The 19,802-nt window shown below is 35.2% G+C and carries 21 protein-coding genes and 1 riboswitch; of the genes, 7 read left to right on the top strand and 14 right to left on the bottom strand.

The window, feature by feature from the left end; all coding sequences use genetic code 11:
* Window positions 1–111 precede the first annotated feature (111 nt).
* Both typA and thiI read right to left on the bottom strand, forming a co-directional pair.
* Window positions 112–1,929, bottom strand: a complete 1,818-nt coding sequence (gene typA / locus MTZ49_RS15545) for a translational GTPase TypA (RefSeq protein WP_264746361.1) — start codon at window positions 1,927–1,929, stop codon at window positions 112–114.
* A gap of 113 nt (window positions 1,930–2,042) precedes the next feature.
* Window positions 2,043–3,494, bottom strand: coding sequence for a tRNA uracil 4-sulfurtransferase ThiI (gene thiI, locus MTZ49_RS15550; RefSeq protein ID WP_264746362.1), 1,452 nt, complete (start codon window positions 3,492–3,494; stop codon window positions 2,043–2,045).
* Window positions 3,495–3,629: 135 nt separating this feature from the next.
* Between thiI and MTZ49_RS15555 the strand changes: the two genes are divergently transcribed.
* Window positions 3,630–4,025: a quorum-sensing-regulated virulence factor family protein gene (locus tag MTZ49_RS15555; protein ID WP_264746363.1), complete on the top strand. Its 396-nt coding sequence runs from the start codon at window positions 3,630–3,632 to the stop codon at window positions 4,023–4,025.
* A 3-nt stretch (window positions 4,026–4,028) separates the two neighbouring features.
* Here MTZ49_RS15555 and MTZ49_RS15560 read toward each other — a convergent pair whose 3' ends face one another.
* Window positions 4,029–4,340, bottom strand: coding sequence for a YqfO family protein (locus tag MTZ49_RS15560; RefSeq protein ID WP_264746364.1), 312 nt, complete (start codon window positions 4,338–4,340; stop codon window positions 4,029–4,031).
* Between the two features lie 166 nt (window positions 4,341–4,506).
* Between MTZ49_RS15560 and MTZ49_RS15565 the strand changes: the two genes are divergently transcribed.
* On the top strand, window positions 4,507–4,992 hold the full coding sequence (locus tag MTZ49_RS15565) for an N-acetyltransferase family protein (protein ID WP_413774160.1): 486 nt from the start codon (window positions 4,507–4,509) through the stop codon (window positions 4,990–4,992).
* Here the strand turns inward: MTZ49_RS15565 and xseA are convergent.
* Window positions 4,989–6,371 carry an exodeoxyribonuclease VII large subunit gene (gene xseA / locus MTZ49_RS15570; protein ID WP_264746365.1) on the bottom strand — a complete coding sequence of 461 codons (1,383 nt, stop codon included), beginning with the start codon at window positions 6,369–6,371 and terminating at the stop codon, window positions 4,989–4,991. The two genes, MTZ49_RS15565 and xseA, sit on opposite strands and share 4 nt — an antisense overlap.
* Window positions 6,372–6,536: 165 nt before the next feature.
* Window positions 6,537–6,672, top strand: a riboswitch (yybP-ykoY riboswitch).
* A gap of 52 nt (window positions 6,673–6,724) precedes the next feature.
* On the opposite strand from xseA, the gene MTZ49_RS15575 reads away from it, so the two are divergent.
* Window positions 6,725–7,294, top strand: coding sequence for a TMEM165/GDT1 family protein (locus tag MTZ49_RS15575; protein ID WP_264746366.1), 570 nt, complete (start codon window positions 6,725–6,727; stop codon window positions 7,292–7,294).
* Window positions 7,295–7,496: 202 nt separating this feature from the next.
* Window positions 7,497–8,729 (top strand): serine hydrolase domain-containing protein, encoded by a 1,233-nt coding sequence (locus MTZ49_RS15580; RefSeq protein WP_264746367.1) that lies wholly within the window; start codon window positions 7,497–7,499, stop codon window positions 8,727–8,729.
* A gap of 58 nt (window positions 8,730–8,787) precedes the next feature.
* Here MTZ49_RS15580 and MTZ49_RS15585 read toward each other — a convergent pair whose 3' ends face one another.
* The 3 genes from MTZ49_RS15585 to MTZ49_RS15595 form a co-directional block, all read right to left on the bottom strand.
* Window positions 8,788–9,606: a M48 family metallopeptidase gene (locus MTZ49_RS15585; protein WP_264746368.1), complete on the bottom strand. Its 819-nt coding sequence runs from the start codon at window positions 9,604–9,606 to the stop codon at window positions 8,788–8,790.
* Window positions 9,607–9,779: 173 nt separating this feature from the next.
* A complete protein-coding gene (locus MTZ49_RS15590; RefSeq protein ID WP_201090755.1) occupies window positions 9,780–9,989 on the bottom strand; it encodes a cold-shock protein in 210 nt (69 codons plus the stop codon).
* A gap of 330 nt (window positions 9,990–10,319) precedes the next feature.
* Complete coding sequence (locus MTZ49_RS15595; protein WP_264746369.1) at window positions 10,320–10,697, bottom strand: hypothetical protein; 378 nt, start codon at window positions 10,695–10,697, stop codon at window positions 10,320–10,322.
* A 302-nt stretch (window positions 10,698–10,999) separates the two neighbouring features.
* On the opposite strand from MTZ49_RS15595, the gene MTZ49_RS15600 reads away from it, so the two are divergent.
* Together MTZ49_RS15600 and MTZ49_RS15605 are read left to right on the top strand one after the other, a co-directional pair.
* A complete protein-coding gene (locus MTZ49_RS15600; RefSeq protein ID WP_264746370.1) occupies window positions 11,000–12,034 on the top strand; it encodes a quaternary amine ABC transporter ATP-binding protein in 1,035 nt (344 codons plus the stop codon).
* Window positions 12,024–13,055, top strand: coding sequence for an ABC transporter permease (locus tag MTZ49_RS15605; RefSeq protein ID WP_264746371.1), 1,032 nt, complete (start codon window positions 12,024–12,026; stop codon window positions 13,053–13,055). Before MTZ49_RS15600 ends, MTZ49_RS15605 begins: the two co-directional genes overlap by 11 nt.
* Window positions 13,056–13,121: 66 nt before the next feature.
* On the opposite strand, the gene MTZ49_RS15610 is transcribed toward MTZ49_RS15605, so the two are convergent.
* The 3 genes from MTZ49_RS15610 to MTZ49_RS15620 all read right to left on the bottom strand — a co-directional run bounded on the left by MTZ49_RS15610 (window position 13,122) and on the right by MTZ49_RS15620 (window position 15,035).
* Window positions 13,122–14,195 carry an NAD(P)-dependent alcohol dehydrogenase gene (locus tag MTZ49_RS15610; RefSeq protein WP_264746372.1) on the bottom strand — a complete coding sequence of 358 codons (1,074 nt, stop codon included), beginning with the start codon at window positions 14,193–14,195 and terminating at the stop codon, window positions 13,122–13,124.
* Window positions 14,196–14,346: 151 nt separating this feature from the next.
* On the bottom strand, window positions 14,347–14,676 hold the full coding sequence (mdtI, locus tag MTZ49_RS15615; protein WP_264746373.1) for a multidrug/spermidine efflux SMR transporter subunit MdtI: 330 nt from the start codon (window positions 14,674–14,676) through the stop codon (window positions 14,347–14,349).
* On the bottom strand, window positions 14,673–15,035 hold the full coding sequence (locus MTZ49_RS15620) for an SMR family transporter (protein ID WP_264746374.1): 363 nt from the start codon (window positions 15,033–15,035) through the stop codon (window positions 14,673–14,675). The genes mdtI and MTZ49_RS15620 overlap by 4 nt, the downstream gene beginning before the upstream one ends.
* Before the next feature lie 375 nt (window positions 15,036–15,410).
* Between MTZ49_RS15620 and MTZ49_RS15625 the strand changes: the two genes are divergently transcribed.
* The gene (locus MTZ49_RS15625; protein WP_264746375.1) at window positions 15,411–16,664 is read left to right on the top strand and encodes a mechanosensitive ion channel family protein; all 1,254 of its coding nucleotides are present in this window, start codon (window positions 15,411–15,413) and stop codon (window positions 16,662–16,664) included.
* Between the two features lie 189 nt (window positions 16,665–16,853).
* Here the strand turns inward: MTZ49_RS15625 and MTZ49_RS15630 are convergent, their stop codons facing one another.
* The 4 genes from MTZ49_RS15630 to MTZ49_RS15645 form a co-directional block, all read right to left on the bottom strand.
* A complete protein-coding gene (locus tag MTZ49_RS15630) occupies window positions 16,854–17,138 on the bottom strand; it encodes a pyrimidine/purine nucleoside phosphorylase (protein ID WP_264746376.1) in 285 nt (94 codons plus the stop codon).
* Between the two features lie 418 nt (window positions 17,139–17,556).
* On the bottom strand, window positions 17,557–18,414 hold the full coding sequence (locus MTZ49_RS15635) for a hypothetical protein (protein ID WP_264746377.1): 858 nt from the start codon (window positions 18,412–18,414) through the stop codon (window positions 17,557–17,559).
* Window positions 18,415–18,598: 184 nt separating this feature from the next.
* Window positions 18,599–19,084, bottom strand: coding sequence for a DUF2726 domain-containing protein (locus MTZ49_RS15640; protein WP_264746378.1), 486 nt, complete (start codon window positions 19,082–19,084; stop codon window positions 18,599–18,601).
* A 7-nt stretch (window positions 19,085–19,091) separates the two neighbouring features.
* The gene (locus MTZ49_RS15645) at window positions 19,092–19,799 is read right to left on the bottom strand and encodes a tyrosine-protein phosphatase (protein ID WP_264746379.1); all 708 of its coding nucleotides are present in this window, start codon (window positions 19,797–19,799) and stop codon (window positions 19,092–19,094) included.
* Between the last annotated feature and the right edge of the window lie 3 nt (window positions 19,800–19,802).

Here is a 19,802-nt window from a genome sequence, read left to right on the forward strand (position 1 = left end):
ACTCAATATACAATTTAATTAAACACTAATTATTGTTTTATAACATTAAATTTTAAGGCATCTATAAAAAAATCCCCAGACTATGCTGGGGATTTTTTAACTAAACTAACTTTAGTCTTTGCTACGCTCGGCACGTTTACGATCATTCTCATCAAGAATTTTCTTACGTAAGCGGATGGATTTAGGTGTTACTTCCACTAATTCATCATCATCAATAAACTCTAATGCTTGCTCTAAAGTAAACTTGATAGGTGGTACTAATTGAATAGTTTCATCATTACCCGAAGCACGCATATTATCTAGTTTTTTACCTTTAGTAGGGTTAACAACAAGGTCATTACCACGTGAGTGAATACCCACGATCATACCCTCATAACACTCCATACCAGGCTCAACAAATAAACGTCCACGGTCTTGTAAAGTAGTTAATGAGTAGGCCAAGATTTTACCTGCTGCCATAGCTACTAATACACCACTTTGACGATGCTCTACATCACCTTCTTTCATTTTGCCATAGTGGCTAAAAGTGCTGGTTAAAATACCTGTACCTGAAGTCATGGTTAAGAATTGGTTACGAAAGCCAATTAAGCCACGTGAAGGTACTGTATATTCTAAACGAACGCGACCTTTACCGTCAGGAATCATATTCGAGAGATCACCTTTACGTAATCCCATTTGTTCCATAATAGCGCCTTGATGTTGTTCTTCAAGGTCAATGGTTACATTCTCATAAGGCTCTTGTTTCTCACCATCTACTTCTTTAATAATCACTTCTGGACGAGATACACCCAACTCAAACCCTTCACGGCGCATACTTTCAATTAATACAGAAAGATGTAACTCACCACGGCCTGAAACTTTGAACTTCTCAGCTGAATCACCTTCTTCAACACGTAAAGCAACGTTATGTAATAACTCTTTCTCTAAACGCTCTTTGATATTACGGCTAGTAACAAATTTACCTTCTTTACCAGCAAAAGGAGAGTCATTTACTTGGAAAGTCATACTTACAGTAGGTTCATCTACTGTTAAGGCTGGCATAGCTTCAACATTTTGTGGGTCACACAAAGTATCAGAAATAAATAGTTGATCAAAACCATTAATACAAACAATATCACCTGCTTGTGCTTCTTCTACATCAACACGATGTAAACCATGGTAGCCCATAATTTTTAAGATACGACCATTACGTTTTTTACCGTTCATATCAATAGCAACAACAGGTGAGTTAGCTTTGATCTTACCACGTGCAATACGACCAATACCAATCACGCCTAAATAGCTACTGTAATCCAAAGCAGAAATTTGCATTTGGAATGAACCATCCACATCCACTTTAGGAGCTGGTACACGATCAATAATGGTTTGGAATAAAGGTGTTAAATCTTCTGCCATTTCACTAGGATCAAGCCCTGCAATACCATTTAACGCACTAGCATAAACAATAGGGAAATCTAACTGATCTTCAGTAGCACCTAAGTTATCAAATAAATCAAATACTTGGTCAATCACCCAATCAGGGCGTGCACCAGGACGGTCTACTTTATTAACTACCACAATAGGTCTTAAGCCAGCTTGGAAAGCCTTTTGCGTTACAAAGCGAGTTTGTGGCATAGGGCCATCTACAGCATCAACTAACAATAGAACAGAGTCTACCATTGACATTACACGCTCTACTTCACCACCAAAGTCAGCATGGCCAGGGGTATCTACGATATTAATGTTATAGCCATTCCAACTAATTGCTGTATTTTTAGCTAGAATAGTAATACCACGTTCTTTTTCTTGATCATTACTATCCATCACACGCTCAGAATCTAATTCTTTACGCTCTAATGTGCCCGACTGTCTCAATAATTTATCAACAATGGTTGTTTTTCCATGGTCAACGTGGGCAATAATAGCAATGTTGCGTAAGTTCTCAATCACAATAAAATCTCAAATAAAAATGAATAAAATAAGTTGTTTGGTAACGCTGTTATTTTTAGCAGGTTGTGTCGGGTGGGTGGTGACGATCACTACTTGCAAAATGCATAGAGTATTTAAGGACGATATACACGCACATTAATATGTCCCTCGCTTAATAGGTGGTGTGCATGTAATCTGCTCATTACGCCCTTATCACAATACAGTAAATATTGGCGATTTTCGTCTAATTTGCTAAATTGTTGGTTAATAGCATAGAAAGGTATCTGCTTTACTTCAACCCCTTCTACCACTAATGGCTGATCTTCTGCCTGATCTGGATGACGGATATCTATTACTATTTGCCCTGCAAGTACTTCTGATATTTGCTCAACATTAATATCCTTATCCAACTCTTCCATAATTTGATCAACTGTCACCCACTTAGCCTGGGCAATCGCTTCATCAAGTATTGTAAAATCAAAACGTTGTTCTTCTCTCTCAATACGCTCTGGCTTAGCACGAGTAGTAGGATTAACTGAAATAACACCACAGTACTCTGGCATATGACGCGCATATTCAGCCGTACCAATGTGCTCCGCTGTAGCAATAATATCTTCTTTATGACTGGCCACTAAGGGGCGAATAACTAACATATCCGTTGCTTGATTAATTACTGTTAAATTGGTTAAGGTTTGGCTAGATACTTGAGAAATCGCTTCCCCTGTTACCAACGCAGTTAGCTCATAACGCTTAGCAAGCTGTGTGGCCGCACGTAACATCATACGTTTAAGAATAACACCCATTTGACTGTTATCCACTTTAGTAAGAATTTCGCCCACTACTTGTTCAAAGGGTACGCTAATAAACATCACTCGCTGTGAACTAGCATATTTACTCCACAAGAAATGAGCTACTTCCATTACGCCTAACTCATGAGCACGCCCACCTAAATTAAAAAAACAAAAATGGGGCATTAAACCACGGCGAATCATTTGATAAGCAGCAACAGTAGAGTCATATCCACCTGACATCAGCACTAATACTTGATCTAAAGAGGCCAGTGGATAACCACCTAATCCTTTATAAGATTGTTCAACTAAATAAACATGTTGATCACGAATTTCAAGACGTACTTCAACTTCTGGTTTAGTTAATGATACACCTTTAGGAGAACTGTCTTTTATTAATCCTGCGCCAACTTCTCGCTCCACTTCAACGGAGGTAAAACTGTGTTTACCTGCCCTCTTACAGCGTACGCAGAATGTTTTACCCTTTATTGGCTCAGCAAAATGATATTTACATTTTTCTATCACATCAGCAATATCAACTAATGGATATTCAACCACTTGCAAAAAGGAACCAATACCAGGAATACAACTTAACTTTTCTATTAATTGTGCCTTACTAGCAGAGTCATTCATTGTTGTATTAACTTCGATATAATCCCATTTACTAGTCACACGTATATTAGGATCCAGTTTCTTTAAAACTGAACGTATATTTTTGGCCAACTGATTAACAAATTGCTTACGTACTGGAGTACTTTTAATAGTAATCTCAGCAAAGTACTTAATAATAAATTTCATGGAAATATGATCGAAGCAGGGTACACTGAAAAATAAAGTAGCAAATTATAGCAAAACTTGCCCAGCTATACACGATCTTAATTTAAGGAATAATGTACAATATTGCTAATTTGAATATAACTAGAGGAATTTTCAATGATTCGTAAAAGTATTTTAATTGTTAGCTTGGCATTACCCTTTATGGTAAATGCTGCTTCTTTAAAAGACTACAATTTACATCAAACCCTACAAACTGTAGCTAAAAAAAGTAGTGAAGGTATACCTCGTAAAATTAATGATGACCTAACAGATAAAGGATATACTGTACAGGATAATACCCTCATTAATCGCATTGAAGTATCTGATAAACAAGCAGAAGAAATGCGTAAATTCCCAAATACCATGAGAAGCCAATTAGCCGAAAGTGTTTGTAAAAATGAAGGCTACCGCGATTTATTAAAACGTGGTGCAATTTTAAGCTATCAATTTACTGAAAAAGGCAATAAACCTATTGCTGAAGAATTATTCTTTGCTTCTGATTGTGGCTTATAATTATTAAAAATCTGCTAACTGCCAAACGTCATAAGCTGGTGTTTCATAAGGATGTGCTGCTTTTAAAGCAGCCACTGCCTTAATAATCAGCTCATCAGCTACTACCAACTCCACTCGCCACTCTTCCACATGCTCTAGGCTATTTGCTTTACCAATAAAGGGATTACTACCCTCTAGTGGCTTAAACTGCCCCTTGCCTAATACCTGCCAACAACATTCAGCATAATCACCTATTTGCCCTGCCCCTGTAGCAAAAACTGCTTGCTTAACTTGCTGTAAATGACTTTCAGGCACATAAAAACATAACTTATACATAACCCAATCCCCAACAAAACAATACTAATCATTAAAATGGATAATATATTATGCAGGATATTATTGATTGTTAAAAAGGATTAACTGATAGCAAAATTCCTTGTTAATATGATTGAGCTATAAAAAGAGTATAATCGAACCATAAATTTAATTATGGGTAGTAATAATGCTTATACATCGATCTGTCCAACAGGATGATTTAGCAATCATTTGCCAGTTTCCACAAACACCCGAAGAATTGTTTTTCTTTTATCCTAAAGCAGACTATCCCTTAACTGTGGAACAGTTGATGTTAGCGATTGATCAACGCACCCACGCCACTGTTATAGAAAAAGATCGAGAAATAGCAGGTTTTGCAGATTTTTACCATTGGGAGTCAGGTGGTTGCTGTAAAATAGGCAATGTTATAATAAATCCTAAATTACGTGGTCAAGGAATTGCTAAATACCTTATGAAAACCATGACTCGTAAAGCGCGTGAACACTACCAAGCAAATCAAGTACAGGTTTCTTGTTTTAATGAAAACTCTGCTGCACTGTTACTTTATAAACAATTAGGTTTTACACCTTTTGATATTGAGGAACGAATTAATAAACAAGGAAAAAAAGTGGCACTGATTCATTTGGCTTATGAATTAGTTTACGTACTTTAATCCTCTAATAGTGACAAATTAACAGGATATTGTTGATTATCTAATATATTAACTTTTAACTCACCTTTATAGAGTTTAACTGTTAACTTTTGTCCAACTGTAGTTTTTGATGACTCTTGCACAACCTGTCCCTTTTCAGTTAATACAATACTATAACCACGCTCAAGGGTAGCTAATGGGCTAACTATTTGTAATGCTTGTACTTGACTAGCCAACTGTAATTGTACTTGCTTTAATTTATCTTGAATTAAACGTTTTAACTGTTGCCGTAGAACTATAATTTGTTGTTGACTAATTTGTAACTGTTTCTTTGGATGTTGTGCTAATAAACGACTATCTAACTGTGTAATATGTTGGCGATAAGTCAGTAATTGCTGCTTAAAACTTCTTATTAAACGCATTTCTAAATCATCAATACGCTGTGTTTGTTGTTGTAACTGGTCACGAGGATGGCGTAATCTTTTAGTAAATCCATCAACAGTTAATTGATAACGTGTTAAGCGTTCCCTAATAGTTCGTTCTAAACGCTGTTGTAATTGATTAAGCGTTGCCAACCAGTCTTGATGATGAGGTGCTAATAATTCTGCTGCAGCTGAGGGTGTTGGCGCACGTACGTCAGCCACGAAATCAGCAATAGTTACATCTGTTTCATGTCCCACGCCACTGACAATAGGCGTTACACAAGCAGCAATAGCACGTGCAACGACTTCTTCATTAAAACACCATAAATCTTCCAAAGAACCACCGCCTCTGGCTAAAATAATCGCATCAAACTGCTGCTTATCAGCTAGCTGTAACGCTTTAATTATTTGTGCAGTAGCTTCTTTACCCTGCACAGCCGTAGGTACTAATATTAACTCTACTTGTGGTGCACGACGTTTAAATACACTCACAATATCACGAATCACAGCACCTGTTGGCGAAGTAACAATACCTATTCGTTTAGGGTGTTGTGGTAAAGTTTTCTTAATATCAGCAGCAAATAATCCTTCTTGCTCTAGTTTTTTCTGTAATAACTCAAAAGCTAATTTTAACGAACCATCCCCAGCAGGCTCTAAACGCTCAACAATCAGTTGATAATCACCACGCCCTTCAAATATAGAAACTTTACCATAGGCTTTGATGGCTACCCCATCACGTAAAGCCTCCCTTACTCGTAATGCATGCTGGCGAAATAATGCACAACGGATTTGCGCATCTTGATCTTTAAGGGTGAAATAAATATGACCCGATGCTGGCTTTGCTAAGTTAGAAATTTCACCCACAACCCATACGCCTGCAAACACCTCCTCTAACATAGAGCGTGCACAGCGATTTAATTGGGTAACCGTTAATACTTCTTGATTAACGGACAAGCGATTAAAAGGATCAATAGCCATTATTAAAAACTTACTTATACGACTTAAAAATAATAGTTTACTCTAATTAATTTATATATGGATTAGTTTCTATAAAACAGCATAAATTATTTACATAATTTATAAGTAATTTTTGCCAGTTCACAATTAACACTTGCCAAATTAACTTTTTTTAAGGCAAAATGCACCTCGTCCTTAGGGGAGTAGTCTCCAGTTACATTTTAACTGGGTTTACATCAACATACTTGATCCTCCTGATCATGGTGTAAACGACCTAACGGTTTGACAAGACCTATGGCATAGATAACCAGACTTGTTGGGTGGGCTGGTTATATGTGTCATAGTAAAATTGTCCCACCCTTATGGAAAGTCTAATGGAAGCATTCTTAGTTTCTACTGGTATTGTTGCTTTAGCTGAGATGGGTGATAAAACACAACTTCTTGCTTTAGTACTTGCTGCTCGTTTTCGTGCCCCTATTCCCATTATTTTAGGCATTCTATTATCCACATTAGCTAATCATTTTATTGCTGGTGCTGTTGGTCATTGGTTAACAGCTCTTTTCTCACCTACAACACTGAGTTGGATTCTGGCTGCCTGTTTCCTTGCTATGGCCATCTGGATACTAATTCCTGATAAACTAGATGACGATGAAAGTTCTGCTATTAAAAAGTTTGGCCCCTTTGTCGCCACTTTTATTGCTTTCTTTCTCGCTGAAATGGGTGATAAAACTCAAATCGCAACAGTTATGTTAGCTGCCCAATATAATTCTTTATTCTGGGTAGTTGCAGGTACTACAGTAGGCATGATGATAGCCAATGTCCCTGCTGTATTATTAGGTAATTTTAGTGCAGAGAAACTACCATTAAGAGCTATTCATATTGTGGCTGCGCTATTATTTGTAGCAATGGCTGGCTTTGCTATCTATCAAGCAATCACTATCTAGGATTAATGTTCAGGGTAGAAATAGTTAGTTAATTAATTATTTCTACCTTCATTATCAATAAATCTTAGTATTATTTTATAACATTTAATCAGAATATCTTTAGTAGCAACTAATGTAGCCTAATCAAAGAATATATAGGTTTGAACTAACTATTGGCTTATACTGGTCTAAATAACTTACCATAAGCAAAGGGAATAATGTTATGAAGCAATACTCTACAACCCCTATATTTTTTTGGCTATTATTATTTTTATTGCCTACAACTACTTTTGCTAATCAATTAGAGTTAACTGAGCGATTAAATACAGTCATAGATCAAGCAATTGATGAACAACGCATAGTAGGTGCAGTGGTATTAGTAAGCGAGCATGGTGAACTAGTCTACCAACGAGCGGCGGGGTTTGCTGATCGAGAAGCACAGCGCCCTATGACATTAGATACTATCTTTCGTTTATCTTCTGTTAGCAAGCCTCTTGTAACAGCGGCTGCCTTAAAACTTATTGAAGAACACAAAATTAGCTTGGATGATCCTGTTACTAAATACCTACCTAATTTCAAACCAAAGTTGGCTGATGGAACAACACCAATTATTACTATCAAACAATTGCTTACTCATACGGCTGGTTTAAACTATGGTTTTTTTGAAGGCGATACAGGTCCTTATCATCAAGCAAAAGTTTCCGACGGTTTAGATCAACCTGGTTTATCAATGGAAGAAAACTTACAGCGTATTGCCAGTGTACCATTAATTTATAAACCAGGTACTAATTGGAAATACTCCCTTGCTATCGATGTATTAGGAGCGGTATTAAGTAAAGCCACTAATCAACCCTTATCAGAAGTAGTAGCAACTTATGTTACTAAACCCTTAGCCATGCAAGATACTGGCTTTACTACTAATGCTATTGATCGCTTAGCTACACCTTATACTAACGATAATCCAGAACCGCAACCCATGAAAGAACAGACTGAACTACCCATTATGGGAGGAAGTAAGATTTCTTTTGTGCCTAATCGCTATGCTAATCTTAACTCATATCCTTCTGGCGGCGCAGGAATGTTAGGAACTGCTCCAGATTTTATGCACTTTCTTCAAGCCATAGAAGATAATGGTCAACCTATTTTAACTGGCTCTACAGTACAACAAATGTTAAAAGACCAAACCAATGGTTTAGCCCAATCTTATGATTTAGGCTGGAGCTTTGGCTATGGTGGAGCTATTTTAGAAAACCCTACATTAGCTAAGACACCGCAATCACAAGGAACTATACAATGGGGTGGTGTTTATGGTCATAATTGGTTTTACGATCCTGTAAAAAAAATAGCAGTTGTTATTTTCACTAATACTGCATTAGAAGGAATGTATGGACAATTCCCTAATGATATTAGGGATGCTGTTTACAATAGCTACTCAAACTCAACCATAGAAAAATAATTCTGCAATAAAAAAGGACTAACCTTAGTTAGTCCTTTTTTATTAATACTAGCTGCTTTTATTTAGCTTTCTTAGCAGCTTCATACAATGGCATTACTTTTGGCATGGTAGCTTGTAAAGAAGCAATGCGATTATCATTAGATGGATGGGTACTCATAAACTCAGGACCAGAACCACCTAACTTATTCATTTTTTGCCATAAAGTAATAGCAGCCTCTGGATTATAACCCGCACGAGCTGATAGTTCTAAACCTATTAAATCTGCTTCATTTTCATTAGTACGACTATTAGGTAGAGTCATTAAATAGTTAACGCCTGTTTGGGCTAAATTAATGCTATCTGTTTTAACGCCAAACATACCTGCAACTTCACTTGCCGCACCTACACCATACGCTTTAGACATTGACTCACGACCATGCTCACGCAATGCATGGGCAATTTCATGGCCCATAATGGCAGCTATTTCGTCATCTGTTAACTGTAATGTATCAATAATGCCTGTATAGAAAATAATCTTGCCACCTGGACCACAGTTAGCATTAATTTCATCACTTTTAACTAAATTAACTTCCCATTTCCAATTTTTTGCATCAGGACGGAAAGTACCTACTTGCGCTACTAAACGATTAGCAACTGTTTGAAGACGCTTCATTTGCTTATCATTTTTACTTACTAAAGCACCTTGAGCCTGTGCCTCTTTTAAAGTTTCTGCATAAGCTTCAGCATACATATTATTGACTTCTTGCTCTGATAACATGCTAAACATATATTGTTTACGCTCTACACCCACAGCACCACCACTGGTTGTATTTGTAGATGTACAGCCTGTTACACCAATAGCAAGAGCTAACATAGAACAACTTAATATTTTTTTCATCAACATCATCCCCTAGGGCTATTCAAAAATATAATCAATAGACAATAGCGTGTTATCAAAACACATTCAGTTATATTTATTCATTATAAGTAACTTTCTTAATTCTAACAATTGCACAAAAAAAATCCTAACTTAGTTAACTAAGTTAGGATTTTGTAACACTATATGCTTAATTATACTTTAACTACATCTTCAGCCTGCAGTCCCTTTTGTCCTTGCACTACTGAAAACTCCACTTTTTGACCATCTGTTAAAGAACGATGCCCTTCACCACGAATAGCTTGATAGTGCACAAATACATCTACACCATTATCGCGCACTATAAATCCAAATCCTTTAGCATCATTAAACCATTTAACAGTGCCAATTTCACGTTCTGCCATAACCAACTCCAGATTTACTTCTTTATAATATATTATTAAACAAACATACCTTATTAAAAGGCCTAAAACGGTAATTCCCAAAAACTTGATACTGTCAATCTTACTACTGTTAATAACTTTCAGAGTGGATTGGCAAATCGTGCTCCCAAAATAACCGAGTATTTAGTATAGGAAATTGTAACAAGACAAAACACCAACCAAGATCAAAAAAACTGAATTTATTTGATTATGCTTATAACTATTTATTATTTCCTTATATCAATAAAGTTATAACACTTCTTACCTATTATTTATTTTTTTTATTATAAATAACAACTTTCTGGTAAAAATCTATTCGGTAACACAACCACTTCCTTGATGACTCCAGTTGGTTATTTTTTCAGCTTCAATGGTAAAAGTTGTTTTACAAATTTCAGCAATAACCTGATAAGAGGTATCATCTATAGGATCATAATAAGGCCACCCACCTACGAAAAACGGCTGATAACGATAAGTAGTTTTAGGGATATATCTGTTATGTTGAGAGTAATAAGCGATAAATTTTTTATCACCTAATTCATATACATTATCAGGAGCTCCCCAACTATTTATTAACTCTATCTCTGGTTTATTAAGCCAATTGTTTAATACTGCATCATATTTTTGCGTAGTCGCTGTTGTACAAGCGGCCAATACTAGCCCAATAACTATTACTAAAATGACTCTCATAGAACACCTCCTATAAGCTACCAATATAAATATATCAATACTTCTATATTAAATTCTTTATTATTTAATATCTATTTTACTTTCTTATATATAGGGTTTAACTGTTTAGATTAATTAGACATTAACAGCCAATACTAGTTGCTTAAAATTATTGTTCTAATTTACTAAATTGCTGAAGTTATAGCTAAATTAATAATATTAAATTAAGGCAAGACCACTACCACAATATTAGTATAAATACAGTATAATGGCTAAATTATTGATCATTAGATACTTATATTAGGTAGAGTCAAGGAATTTCAATGCAATCTCCAAAAATATTGGTTCGCAACCTTTACAAGATTTTTGGTAACCGCCCCAAAGAAGCTATAGAGCTATTACAACAGGGATGGTCAAAAGAACAAATTCTTGAAGAAAAAGAGCTATTAGTAGGTATTAACAATGTTTCTCTTGAAATTAATGAGGGAGAAATCTTTGTAATTATGGGGTTATCTGGTTCTGGTAAATCTACCCTTGCTCGTCTTATTAATCGATTATACGAACCTACAGTAGGTGAAGTATTGATTGATAATCGTAATATTTTCAAACTAAATACTAGAGAAATCATTGCATTACGTTGTCGCGAAATGAGTATGGTTTTTCAATCCTTTGCATTATTGCCCAACCGTACAGCGCTAGGCAATGTAGCTTTTGGACTAGAAGTCGCTAAAGTACCACGTAAACAACGTGAAAAACGAGCGATGGAAGTACTTGAGCAAATGGGATTAGCTACCTTTGCTAAAAAATATCCTCATGAATTATCAGGTGGTATGCAACAACGTGTAGGATTGGCTAGAGCATTAGCTCTCAATCCTTCTATACTCATTATGGACGAGGCATTCTCCGCATTAGACCCATTAAAACGTCGGGAAATGCAGGATATGCTTTTACAGCTGCAAAAAGAGCATCGCCGGACGATTATTTTTGTATCCCACGATATTGAGGAAGCACTACGTATTGGCTCACGAATCGCTATTATGCAAGATGGCTGCTTAGTTCAAACAGGTACACCTCAGCAACTAATTAATAACCCTGCTAATGAGTATGTGCGTAGTTTCTTTGATACCATTGATACTACCCGTTTTATTAAAGCAATTGATATTGCTGTTCCATTACCTCCAGAACAACCTACTCCCTTGGAATCAATCTCTGCTAATACTTTATTATCAGATGTTATAGAAAACTTAGTTATGAATAAAAAAGCATTATTGGTTGTTGATGAACAAAATAAACATTGTGGCTTTATTTCTGAAGCACAAGTATTAAGTGCATTATATGGAGCCAACAATGACCATTGAGTTTGATTTGGGCGATGCTATTGAACGTGGTGTCGACTTTTTACAAAATAACTGTGGCACTTTTTTTAATACTGTTGGGGATAGTTTAGAGTATCTTGGTAAAACGATTGAAGCTTTTTTGCTTATTATTCCACCTTGGCTAGTTATTGCTGTTTTTGTGGGGTTAGCATTTTGGCGAATTAGCTATCGTTTTGCTATCTTTACTGCGCTTGCTTTACTGCTTATTCTCTATGGCTTTGCTAATGGCTTTTGGGAATTATCGTTACTTGCCATTTGGTTATCTGTACTGAGTATATGGCGAAATAGAGTTACTTATATTATTTCTGCCATTTCTTACTTATATTTACCTTATCTTCTTTATGAGTTAGGCAAACCTGTAGGATACTGGGATGCAACCATGATTACCTTAGGCTTAGTATTAAGCTCTACGCTTATCAGTCTTATTATTGGTATTCCATTAGGTATCTGTATGGCCAAAAGCCGTTATGTAGAGTATGTAGTACGCCCAATTCTCGACTTAATGCAAACTATGCCAGCTTTCGTTTATTTAATACCCGTTACCATGTTATTTAGTATTGGTTATAGTGTGGGTATTATTGCTACCATTATTTTTGCTATGCCTCCCGCTGTACGACTGACCCACTTAGGAATAAGACAGGTGAATAGAGAACTATTAGAAGCTGGTCGTTCGTTTGGTTGTACATATTGGCAACTCTTATTTAAAGTACAACTACCCAATGCTATGCCTTCTATTATGACAGGCGTAAATCAATGTTTAATGATGTCACTCTCTATGGTTATTATTGCTTCTATGGTGGGCGTCGAAGGCTTAGGACAACTAGTTAATGGCAGTTTAAATACCCTTAATATTAGTTTAGGATTTAAAAGTGGCTTAGCTGTTGTTCTTTTAGCAGTAGTACTTGATCGTATTACTGAAAGCTTTGGTCGTTCACAATTAGATAAACGTAAGAGTCGTATTGAATGGATTAAAGAACGTCTACATAACTTACAAGAAAACTAATTTATAACCATAAAAAACCCTTTAGTAGTCTTATTAAAGGGTTTCTTATTAAACAACTATGTTAGGTCATGGTGTAATTGCAATCTTCATTACACCATCACGTTGGTTAGCAAATAGATCATAAGCTTCTTCTATTTGATCTAATTTATAGTGATGCGTTACTAACGGTTTAAGATCGACACGACCCGATGCAACTACCTCCATCAAACGTCGCATACGCTCCTTACCCCCTGGGCAGAGACCACTTACAATATCGATATCACCTAACCCTGCAGCATAGGCATCTAAAGGTATTTTAAGATCGTTAGAATAAACACCTAAACTTGATAATCTACCACCTGGACGTAGTGATCTAAGACATGATTCAAAAGTACCTTGAGTACCTAATGCCTCAATGGCCACATCCACACCGCGGCCATCTGTTAACGCCATGATTTGTTGTACTGAATCACCTTTCTTAAAGTCAACTACATGACTTGCACCAAGCTTTTTAGCCACATCCATACGCGCGGCTACAGTATCCACACCAATAATAGTAGTAGCACCTAATAATTTAGCACCCGCCACAGCACATAATCCAATAGGGCCTAATGCAAACACTACAACCGTATCACCAATTTTAACAGCACCACGCTCAGCACCTGAGAAACCAGTGGACATAATATCAGGACACATCAATACTTCTGTATCTGATAAGCCATCTGGAATTACACAGAGGTTAGCTTGGGCATCATTCACTAAAATATATTCTGCCTGTGAACCATCTATGGTATTACCAAACTTCCAGCCACCTATATGTTTGAAACCATGTTTAGTATCAGGACCATCCTGTGAACTACAACCACACATACAAGCATTACTGTGACCACTTGGCGTAATAGCACCAGCAATAACACGTTGTCCTTCTTTAAAACCTGTAACTTGACTACCTAACTTTTCAATAATACCAACAGGCTCATGACCAATTGTCAGACCTCTTGCAACAGGGTATTCACCTTTAAGAATATGAACATCAGTACCACAAATAGTTGTTGTTGTTATTCGTACTAATGCATCTAAAGGACCTACCTCTGGAATGGGTTTGTCTTCTAAAACGATACGATTTTTTTCTACAAAAACAGCAGCTTTCATTTTTGGCATTGTTTGACTCCTGTATTAATTGTTGTTGCTAAATACATAGCAACTAAATACTCCCTACAAGAAATATTTTTATCCTATAAAGAGGTTAAAATCAGCATAGGACATTGTGTCACAACAATCAACCTTACTAAGTCAATATAAAACTATTTAATTATGCTAATTTTAGTAATGACATGCCAGCTACTAGTAGCACTATACCTAGCCAACCATGTAATTTAAGCCGTTGTTTAAAAAGTATCCAACCTAATGTCACAGTCGCTAAAATACCAAAACTCCCCCAAATTGCATAAGCCACGGATAAGTCAATACCCTTAACAGCTTGTGCAAGAGAGGAAAAGGCGGCCAGAATACATAAAATCCCGATCACTCCCCATATTTTTTTAGTAAAGCCATCAGAGTATTTAATTAATACATTAGCAATCACTTCTAGCACAATAGCTAAAATTAAAAATGCTACATGCCACCATGCTAAATCACTCATATAGCCTCCGAGCTATCATATTGCTTTACTTCTTTTGGACTATGAACACCCAGTTTGATGAGTAGAATGCCTGATACTAACAAGCCTAGCCCTAATATTTTATAAGCATTTAAATATTCATTAAATAATGCCACACTGATGATTGTAATTAGAACAATTCCAATCCCTTCCCACAATGCATACGCTACACCTAAGGGTATTTTTCTTACAGCCAATGATAGTAAATAAAAAGAACCACCAATCATTATATACATCACTAAATGACCTAACATGGGGTAGTTTGTACTGGCCAGTTTCATAGCTACTAGTCCAATAATCTCGCAACCAATAGCTACCAATAAATAAATCCAAGAACGCATTATTATCCTTATATACCTAAATAACAGGCACATAAAATCGATATAGAAAAACTACTATCGAGATGTGTTTTAACCAATAAAAGTTATTAACAAAGAAAGGTAACAAGGTACCCTAAAAAGAAAGACGAACTCAGATATCCCCAGTCCAATGGTACTTCATGGAGAATAATGAAAAGGCGAAAGAAATCTCATAAAAAAACATAATAGTTATCTTTTACCTTATCCAAACAACAAAGTCAATAAAAGTTCCCTAAAAAAAGCAACTTTAACTTCACTAAAAATCTAATTACATTTTTGGGCTTGTCTCAGAATAGTGATATGTTAGGCTATAAAACTTTAATTAATAAATTACTAATAAATAAAGAGAAGGAAGACATGCAGTATTACAATGACACGATCAGTTGGTTACGAGAATATCCTCTATTTTTTACTATTATTTGCCTTAGTATACTTATTATTATCGCTTGGGTTGCAAACTTTATTGTTAAACGAATTTTAGTACGTGGTATAACCAAGCTATTACAAGCTACAGTTTTAAAACATGATGATGTTTTAAACAGATACAATGTAGTTTCACGTCTATCAAATGTAGTCCCCGCTATGGTTTTAGCATTAGGAATCAATTTAGTTCCAGGACTTCCTGAAGTTTTTGTACAAATAGTAGATAACGTCTGTGCAGCCTTTATTATCTTAACCCTAGTACTTGCCTTAGGTAATGTATTAGATATTATCAATGTACTCTGGCAAAAACGCCCAGATGCTGTTAATAAGCCTATTAAAGGCTATGTTCAGATTGTTAAAATCTTTATCTATGCGATAGCCACTATATTAATAATTGCTGCTCTAATTGATAAATCACCTGTAATTTTATTATCAGGTTTAGGTGCAATGGCTGCAGTATTAATGTTAGTTTTCCAAGATACCCTACTTTCATTAGTAGCTAGTGTACAAATCTCTTCAAACGGCATGATCCGTGTAGGTGATTGGATTGAAATGCCACAAGTAAATGCAGATGGCGATGTGATCGATATTGCCCTACATACTGTTAAGGTACAAAACTGGGACAAAACGATCACCAGCATTCCTACTAAAAAGTTTTTATCAGAATCATTCAAAAACTGGCAAGGAATGACAGAAGCAGGTGGACGTCGCATCAAAAGAAGCCTATTTATTGATCAAAATAGCATACATTTCTTAACTAAAGAAGAAGAAGGTCATTTAAGAAAATTTAATTTATTAAAAGAATATTTAGCAGATAAAGATCAAGAAATAAAAAACTGGAATAAAGAACATGGCGATGACCATGAAGTAAATTGTCGTCGCATCACCAATCTTGGAACCTTTAGAGCCTATGTAGAGAAATACCTAAGAAGTCATCCTAAAATACATAAAAATATGACTTTACTAGTACGACAACTGGCATTAACCGCTGAAGGCATACCCTTAGAACTTTACTGCTTTACCAATGATATTAGCTGGAACGCTTATGAAAGTATTCAATCTGATATCTTTGATCACTTACTTGCTATTCTACCTGAGTTTGGTCTGAGAGTATTCCAAGATCCAACAGGAAGTGATTTAGCGAATATACGCTTAATTCGTGCTAATAAAACAGTAACAAACCAATAGTTAAATAGTAAAGGTGGATAGTAAATACCATCCACCTCCTATTACCATATTAATGAATACTCAATAGAAAAATTATTGAATCAATTCTAACTAAACACCTTGCATTCCATTTTACTGCAATTCATTCGATTTTTTCTAATACGACAAATACTAAATAGCAAGGAAGTTAATCTATAGCGATATAATTGATTATTCATGATATTCACAAAGATAAGCTGTAGTTAGCTTAGCTTTCACTTGAAACTTACTATTAGCCGGCACATGAAAAAAAGTACCTGCAGCATATGACTGCCATTCTTGCTGACCTGCTAATTTAATAGTTAATAAACCACAAATAACTCGCATTACTTCTGCTTTACCTGTAGCAAATTCATAGTCACCTTTTTCCATTACACCAACACTGACAGGAAAACCTTCTGCATTAAATCCCATTGATTTAACCGTACCATTGAAATACTCATTTACCTCTATCATTTATTCACCTTTTAGTATAATATGCAACTTTTTATAATATCATATTATCTTAAGAAACATGCCCTTATGTTTCTTAACAATAAATAAGAAATATTTTGTTACAAACAAACACTGGTTTTCTTGAAATTATATTAAAAAGCACTTTACCAACATTTAAATGGTTGCTAATATGAATCCAAGTAAAGGTTATATCATATCTCAGAGATGAGATATACAGAATTGTCGTTACTCTTAAAAGAGTACTTCTAAACAGGGATTATCTGCTTGGGATAGCAAAGCGAGGCCTGCACGGAAACAGGAGTTAAGGCGTGGTATGGATGTCAAGGTCGGTTTACATGGATTGTAGACAAACAGTCTGAGACTGTTTTTAGCATGAGAGATTATTATTAGGAGTATTTTCAAGGGTAACGACATTTTTTTACCCTTTATTTTTTACCTTTCTTTTATTATTTATCCCTTTATTTTTTGCTTTTAATATCTTTCTAAGAAAAGATGGTTCCATCATTGTTTTCTCTGATAGAGTTTCTTCCCCTTTATAATATTTCTGTATCATTCCTTGTAAACTGGGTAATTTATCAATAGAAATAGCTAAGGGTTGGCTATATGACGAATCATCCATCAAATTATCATCTAACTTTAAAAAATACTGGTAATCTTCTGTTAACAAAGCCTGTTCCCTACTAGGCCATGTTTGCATTAAATAACTTGTTGTATCATTACAGGCAATACCTACTTCACCTTGTTGATCCCTATAAATTTCTTTAGGTAAAATCTCATAAGAAGTAAATACAAAACTCAAAAAATAACGACTATAACTCGCAGGGCAAACGACTCCATGAGGAAATAATTGATCTTCTTTATTTGGCATTTGTATCCAATTAAAGCTTACCATTTTATCAACAGGTAGCTCCTTCACTTTATCCCATGAACGAGTCGCAAATTCCCCATGATAATCAAACAAATAAATTTTTATCTTTAAACTAGGATTAAAAACAAAAATTAATAAGATAAATAATAAAAGCGTAGTTAATAATTGGATAAGCAAATTAATCCAATACTTTTCAATTAAAATAAATAACAAAGAAATATAACAAGCAGCAACACCAATAAAGAAGATAAAATCCAAACGGTCCGATTTAATTTGTATAAAATAGGTATCAAGTGACTCTATATTTAATAAATGAACAACTACGCCTAACCCAATACAAATACACATAATCGTTAATAAAAATAGATTACGTGTTAATACATCGATAAAAGATGGTGATTGCTGCATGTTAGACTGCAAAGCTTAATTTCCTTTATAACTCTAAATAACTAATATTTTCATCAACTTTCTTATTGAAATACTTTATAACTTCACTTATAAGAATATTTTTAAATGTGTAATTATAATTGATTACTTATTATGAGAATAATTACTCAATTATTACGTTATGTTTATGTCCACAAACTCAATGTTATTCTTTACCTTCTAATAAACTAAATAACTGTACACTATTAGGCAAATGACTGGTTTGAATACGTATTAACCTTATACCTGCAGCTTTAAGGGCTTTATTTTTACGCTGATCCGCTTCTCGCCTTCTTTTTAGCAAATGGCTACGATCATCTAACTCAATAACAGCTACCATTTCTAAACTATCATCTAAAATCACATAATCCAAACTCATATGCCATATTTTATTTAACCACTTTAGCTCATTTTTTCCTCTAGGTGGTCTAATAACCTGACTCAGATGCACTTGGGCAAGAATATGACAATTAGGGAAAGTATTTTTGAGATGCCAATAAAACTTTTTCTCAATCGGTGACATCACTGGTACTGCTTGATAAGGCCATGCTTGTGCTCTTTTAAATATAACAACCAATATCGTCACAACCACTAAAACCAATAAAGCTATCGCTGGATATAGTAGAAGTTGCAGTACCAGCTCTGTATCCATAAAATCATTAACCCTCTAAGTAGTGATCACGAATAGCTTTTATGTCTATATCTAGCGTATGGGTTAAGTATCTATCAACGCCACCATAATCCTTATTAATCATTTGTAATGAATGATCTAAATACTCTGGCGAAACACCTAATATAGCATTTAATGCTTCATTATCAATTTCATTATCCATAAAATCAGCAATTTGCCTTTTTAATCCTGCCACTGCTTTATTAGAATATAAGTAATCTTCTAAAATTGTCTCAAAATCAACACTTAATGCTGACAATAAAAGTAATGATGCAAATCCAGTACGATCTTTTCCAGCTGTACAGTGATAAAGCATCGTTTTACCCTGCTCAGCCTGTTTTAATAAATAACGAAACTGATGCTGAAACTCTATAGGAAAACGTCGATAAACATCATGCATTGCCCGTACAGCTTTCTTTTTAGTAAGACCACTACCAAAAAAGCCACTTAAGTCACCTGTAAAAATTGGTTGTGCTACCCAATTAAAATATTCAGCAAACACTTGCTCTGAATTACGTTTTTCGTTATCACTACGAAAATCTATAACTTCATCGAGAGTTAACTGTTGTAAATATTCACGATCCTTCTCACTAGCTAAGCTAGGGTTACCCGATCTAAATAACTTATTAGTTTTTATTTGCATACCTTGTTGGGTAACAATACCTCCCAACTCACGCATATTAACAATATTTTCCACTAC

The organism is Entomomonas sp. E2T0 (assembly GCF_025985425.1).
GTDB lineage: Bacteria > Pseudomonadota > Gammaproteobacteria > Pseudomonadales > Pseudomonadaceae > Entomomonas.

Bases quoted from the DNA above. Each gene is read 5' to 3' on its own strand.
- thiI (WP_264746362.1), bottom strand. From the start codon at position 3,494: ATGAAATTTATTATTAAGTACTTTGCTGAGATTACTATTAAAAGTACT.
- MTZ49_RS15555 (WP_264746363.1), top strand. From the start codon at position 3,630: ATGATTCGTAAAAGTATTTTAATTGTTAGCTTGGCATTACCCTTTATG.
- MTZ49_RS15560 (WP_264746364.1), bottom strand. From the start codon at position 4,340: ATGTATAAGTTATGTTTTTATGTGCCTGAAAGTCATTTACAGCAAGTT.
- MTZ49_RS15565 (WP_413774160.1), top strand. From the start codon at position 4,507: ATGCTTATACATCGATCTGTCCAACAGGATGATTTAGCAATCATTTGC.
- xseA (WP_264746365.1), bottom strand. From the start codon at position 6,371: ATGGCTATTGATCCTTTTAATCGCTTGTCCGTTAATCAAGAAGTATTA.
- MTZ49_RS15575 (WP_264746366.1), top strand. From the start codon at position 6,725: ATGGAAGCATTCTTAGTTTCTACTGGTATTGTTGCTTTAGCTGAGATG.
- MTZ49_RS15580 (WP_264746367.1), top strand. From the start codon at position 7,497: ATGAAGCAATACTCTACAACCCCTATATTTTTTTGGCTATTATTATTT.
- MTZ49_RS15585 (WP_264746368.1), bottom strand. From the start codon at position 9,606: ATGAAAAAAATATTAAGTTGTTCTATGTTAGCTCTTGCTATTGGTGTA.
- MTZ49_RS15590 (WP_201090755.1), bottom strand. From the start codon at position 9,989: ATGGCAGAACGTGAAATTGGCACTGTTAAATGGTTTAATGATGCTAAA.
- MTZ49_RS15595 (WP_264746369.1), bottom strand. From the start codon at position 10,697: ATGAGAGTCATTTTAGTAATAGTTATTGGGCTAGTATTGGCCGCTTGT.
- MTZ49_RS15600 (WP_264746370.1), top strand. From the start codon at position 11,000: ATGCAATCTCCAAAAATATTGGTTCGCAACCTTTACAAGATTTTTGGT.
- MTZ49_RS15605 (WP_264746371.1), top strand. From the start codon at position 12,024: ATGACCATTGAGTTTGATTTGGGCGATGCTATTGAACGTGGTGTCGAC.
- MTZ49_RS15610 (WP_264746372.1), bottom strand. From the start codon at position 14,195: ATGCCAAAAATGAAAGCTGCTGTTTTTGTAGAAAAAAATCGTATCGTT.
- mdtI (WP_264746373.1), bottom strand. From the start codon at position 14,676: ATGAGTGATTTAGCATGGTGGCATGTAGCATTTTTAATTTTAGCTATT.
- MTZ49_RS15620 (WP_264746374.1), bottom strand. From the start codon at position 15,035: ATGCGTTCTTGGATTTATTTATTGGTAGCTATTGGTTGCGAGATTATT.
- MTZ49_RS15625 (WP_264746375.1), top strand. From the start codon at position 15,411: ATGCAGTATTACAATGACACGATCAGTTGGTTACGAGAATATCCTCTA.
- MTZ49_RS15630 (WP_264746376.1), bottom strand. From the start codon at position 17,138: ATGATAGAGGTAAATGAGTATTTCAATGGTACGGTTAAATCAATGGGA.
- MTZ49_RS15635 (WP_264746377.1), bottom strand. From the start codon at position 18,414: ATGCAGCAATCACCATCTTTTATCGATGTATTAACACGTAATCTATTT.
- MTZ49_RS15640 (WP_264746378.1), bottom strand. From the start codon at position 19,084: ATGGATACAGAGCTGGTACTGCAACTTCTACTATATCCAGCGATAGCT.